The 4,534-nt window shown below is 41.9% G+C and carries 3 protein-coding genes; 1 reads left to right on the top strand and 2 read right to left on the bottom strand.

The genetic code is table 11. The annotated features are described in order from the left end of the window. Together R4I06_RS04355 and pstC are read right to left on the bottom strand one after the other, a co-directional pair. Nucleotides 1-756, bottom strand: a 756-nt coding sequence (locus R4I06_RS04355) for a type I glutamate--ammonia ligase (RefSeq protein WP_334414357.1), incomplete at its 3' end; no start/stop codon positions are given. Nucleotides 757-769: 13 nt separating this feature from the next. Next, nucleotides 770-1,900 carry a phosphate ABC transporter permease subunit PstC gene (gene pstC / locus R4I06_RS04350; protein ID WP_334414356.1) on the bottom strand — a complete coding sequence of 377 codons (1,131 nt, stop codon included), beginning with the start codon at nucleotides 1,898-1,900 and terminating at the stop codon, nucleotides 770-772. 83 nt (nucleotides 1,901-1,983) lie between these two features. On the opposite strand from pstC, the gene alaS reads away from it, so the two are divergent. Further along, nucleotides 1,984-4,534: alanine--tRNA ligase (gene alaS, locus R4I06_RS04345; RefSeq protein WP_334414355.1), on the top strand; the 2,551-nt coding region annotated here is incomplete at its 3' end.

Genomic DNA, 4,534 nt, shown 5'->3' with positions numbered 1-4,534 from the left:
GGCATCTTCAAGATTTTGTGGAAGCTTCTCTAGATTATAAAGTGGATCGGATGCCACTCCAAATGTTCTCTCAGGAGGCAGGATGTTGTTTTCTATGCCCTGTATTATTCCAAAAAGTATCGCTGAAACTGCATTCTCATAATTACAATCAGAGCACGGAACCCTGTGTTCTATTCTGCAATTTTGTGGTGACAACGTGGTATCTGGAAGGCGCAGTGCTACACTCCTATTGTTGCCTCCCCAACTGATTGTAGTGGGGGTGTGTATATCCGCATGTACGTATCTCAGGTAAGAATGTGCGTGGGGAGCAAAAAATACCAAATGTTCCTTCATATAAGCACAAAGCCCTCCTATAGAGTAACTTAAATATGTACTCATGCTACCATTGGCACTTTTTGAGAACACGTTGCAGTGGGTATTATCCAGGAGGTTAACATGCACATGGAATGCATTTCCTGCTGCATTAATATCAGGTTTAGCTGAAAAATCTGCAGTGCCTCCACTTCTGTTGACGAATTCTAGAACCTTCTCTTTTGCTACCGTGACGGTATCTATAAACTTTTCAATATCCGTACCGTGGTGTATGCGCAGTTCGTATTGATATTTTGAACTCTCTTTTAGTATATCGCATTGTAACGATTCTAACTGCAGAGCAAGTTCCGTACCCCAATCACCAAGGTCTCTATCCTCAATCCCCAGTATCTGAAACTCCAGTTCTCCGCCTATTACGGGAATTAAGGCAAGCTTATTTTTCATGTATGAAACTATATCAACAAGCATTACTGCGTGATGTGCGAGTCTTTCTCGTTATATGTGCTGCGGCAAGATTCAATATCCACGTTATTACGAAAAGTGTCAATCCGAGTGAATAGGCAGAGGATGTTTGTATACTTTGAAAGTTTTGATCGCCCGTAAGTATAGTCGCAATCTGGACGGTGATTGTCGTGATAGAATGCAGAGGATTAAATGTCAAATTTGCAGTTACGCCTGCAGCCATTAGAACAATCATAGTTTCCCCTATGACACGCGATATTGACAATATCACCGAGCTACAAATATCTGGAAGTGCGTACGGAATCACTATGTGCCAAGTGGTTTCTGAGCGTGTAGCCCCTAGTGCCATAGAACCGTAGCGTAATATTTTTGGCACTGATCTTAATGCGCTTTCTATCAATAGAGTTATAAATGGAAGCAGCATAATGCCTATTGCAAGCCCAGCCACTAGGGCATTCTCCGATTTTGCATTTAACCCGCAAAATTCTGCCAAGCGCCTAATATTAGGGGATAGAAAAACTACTGCAAAGTATCCGTACACCACCGTTGGTATGCCACATAGTATCTCTAATAAGGTATTAAAAGCCCTACGAACTTTCTTGTCCGAATATTCGCTAACATATATAGCTGACAATAGCCCTATAGGAAGCGCAATGGTTATTGACACTATCACTATGAGAAGTGTCCCACTAAGGAGTGGCAGTATACCAAAAGAGCCTACAAGATTGCCATTTATTAGTCTTGAATCTGGGTTCCATGTGGTGCCAAACAAAAAGTTGGACAATGGGACTTCGCTGAAGAACAATATTGACTTGTAAGCCAAGCACACTAGTATGCAAATCACCACTGCAAACGATACAGCAGTAGATGCGAACATTGCGTAACGTAAAATTCTTCGTTCCTTACCTCCGTACTTTATTAGCAATATAAAGGCACCCAATAATGCCGCGATTATCATCACGAAGGATCCCTTATCTTGTACGCATAGGAACAAGAGGCACAATGACGATCCTACGGTTAGGTACATGTACAAGGAAGGCATTTTAACTTCCCCAAAGCACACCCATTGCCCTGCTATATACACTACAGACAAAATAACCAAGATTGTAGCCAAGGAAATCGTCATAGTTGCACTAATTCCCATTAGTAAAGTCCCTTATGGTATGCTAATACTTAAGCAATATTTTGTACATTACTTTAAGTTCCAGTATGAAGAATATTTCTGTGGGTGATATCAGGAAGCTGTTTTTAGACTTTTTCATAAAACACGGACACAAACATTTTCCCTCGGCGCCACTCATTACGGAAGATCCTACCTTGTTGTTCACGAATGCGGGTATGGTTCCCTTTAAAAAGGCATTCGTATCTGGGAAAAGTGATGTAAAAACTGCTGTATCAAGCCAAAAGTGCGTTAGAGCAGGGGGGAAGCATAACGACCTGGAAAATGTGGGATATACCAACAGACATCATACATTTTTCGAAATGCTGGGAAATTTTAGCTTCGGTCACTACTTTAAAGATGTTGCAATAGAGCTTGCGTGGAATTTTGTAACGAAGGAGCTTGGCCTAAATAAAAATAATCTGTGGATCACAGTATATAGCGAAGACCAAGAAGCAACTGACATATGGAAAAAAGTCTCCGGATTTCCAGAGAGCAGGATTATAAAAATATCAACAAGTGACAATTTTTGGAGCATGGGTGACACAGGTCCGTGTGGGCCGTGTTCTGAGATTTTTTATGATTATGGAGAACATATAGAGGGTGGTCTCCCAGGTACTAAAGATTGCGATGGAGCCAGATTCACAGAGATATGGAACTTGGTATTCATGCAATTCTTTAAAGACGAAGAAGGGAAAATGCATCCACTGCCGAGCAAATGCATAGATACTGGGATGGGTTTGGAGAGAATCTCTGCAGTCATGCAAGGTGTGCATGATAATTATGAGATAGATATGTTCAAAGCCATCATAGAAAAATCCTGCAGTGTTTTCGGAAATCCAAACAATCCTCATGCCGCAATTGCGCATAGAGTAATAGCAGATCATGTACGCGCAGCTGCATTTTTAATTGCAGAAGGTCTTGTACCGGGCAACGAGGGGAGAAATTACGTTCTAAGACGTATCATAAGGAGGGCCGTGAGATACGCATACCAGTTGAATAACCAGAAATTATCCGTACACGAAGTTGTTCCCATATTGACGACCAAGGGCAGTGCTGCGTATATGGGAGATGTTTATCCCGAGATAGTGAGGGCAGAACAGTCGATAGTATCTGTGCTCAAACTAGAAGAAGAGGGATTTGCCCAGACCCTGAGAAAGGGACTTGTTTTACTAGAGAAGGAGATAGAAAGTCTTGGTGCTGGAAAAGTATTGCCGGGGGATGTTGCGTTCAAGCTGTACGATACTTACGGCTTCCCTGTAGACATCACCATAGATGTGGCGAAGGAAAGAGAGCTCACGCTTGACATGCAGGGTTTTGACAGATGCATGAGGGAACAGAAAGATAGATCTCGTAAGCAGTGGGTAGGGTTTAAAAGTGATTCAATGTCAGAATTATGGAAGAGCCTGTCCTCACAGCACAAGGGTACGAGATTTGTTGGATATACAAATAACAAGACTAAGGCGACTGTTTTATCTGTTATAAGTAATGGGCAAGAAGTACTTCATGCAGATGAGGGAGACGAGGTCTTTGTATTGCTTGATGTGTCCCCGTTTTACGGAGAATCAGGAGGGCAAGAGGGGGATAGAGGCTTCTTAACAAAAGTGTCTGGTAATTCAAATCCAGATTGTCAAACTATAGTGGAAGTTTTGTACACTAAAAAAGCTGCTGATTGCTTGCATGTGCATGAGTGTTTAGTAAAAAAAGGGCGTCTCAAACTAGGTGATATAGTAGAAGCAGCGATTGATGAATCGAGAAGAAAAAGTCTCAGGGCAAATCACTCTGCAACCCACATATTGCATGATGTACTACGTACGCTCATAAATAGTGACGTATGCCAACGTGGCTCACTTGTTGCTGAAGAAAAACTTAGATTCGATTTTAGCTACTCGTCTGCGTTAACTAAGGAGCAGATACTAATGATTGAGAATGAGGTAAATAGGAGGATTGTTGCCAACGATCCTGTGTTTATAGATCACTACACTCTCAAGGAAGCGATGCAGGAGGGGGCTATAGGACTCTTTGAAGAAAAGTACAGTGATCATGATGTACGTGTAGTCAAAATGGGTGGGTCGAAAGAAATGTGCTGCGGAACTCACGTTAGATTTACCGGAGATATAGGAGCATTCAGGATTATTTCGGAATCCAGTGTTGCAGTAGGCGTACGTAGGATTGAGGCAATTACCGGCAGCTATGTAGTTAATAGCATAAGGAAAGATGAAAGTTATCTTAGGCAAATAGCAGAACAGTTGGGCGTACCTGTTTGCGGGATAATAGACAAAGTAAAAGGGTTGCAGCAGGAAAAACTAGACTTAAACAAGAAGTTGGCCAATACATGGCGCAGTATGATAAAGAGCGAGATCCATACTACACCATTGACTGATGAAATCACTTTTCATTGCGGAAGGTCAACGGATGTTTCCGTGGAAGCAATAGTAGACTTCGTGGAATCCACTCAAGAACGCCAGAATAAGATTTTTGTCTTAAGCACTATAAACGGTGATAAGGCAATACTGGTGATAGGAGTAGGAAAAACTGTAAGCAACAAGGTAGGCGCGTCTGATCTAACAAAAGCATTACGAGTTCTAGACGCAAAAGGCG

This window comes from Anaplasma bovis (genome assembly GCF_036903315.1).
Lineage (GTDB): Bacteria > Pseudomonadota > Alphaproteobacteria > Rickettsiales > Anaplasmataceae > Anaplasma > Anaplasma bovis.
The sequence above is the reverse complement of the archived record's forward strand: the minus strand, read 5'-3'. Positions and strand labels throughout refer to the sequence as shown.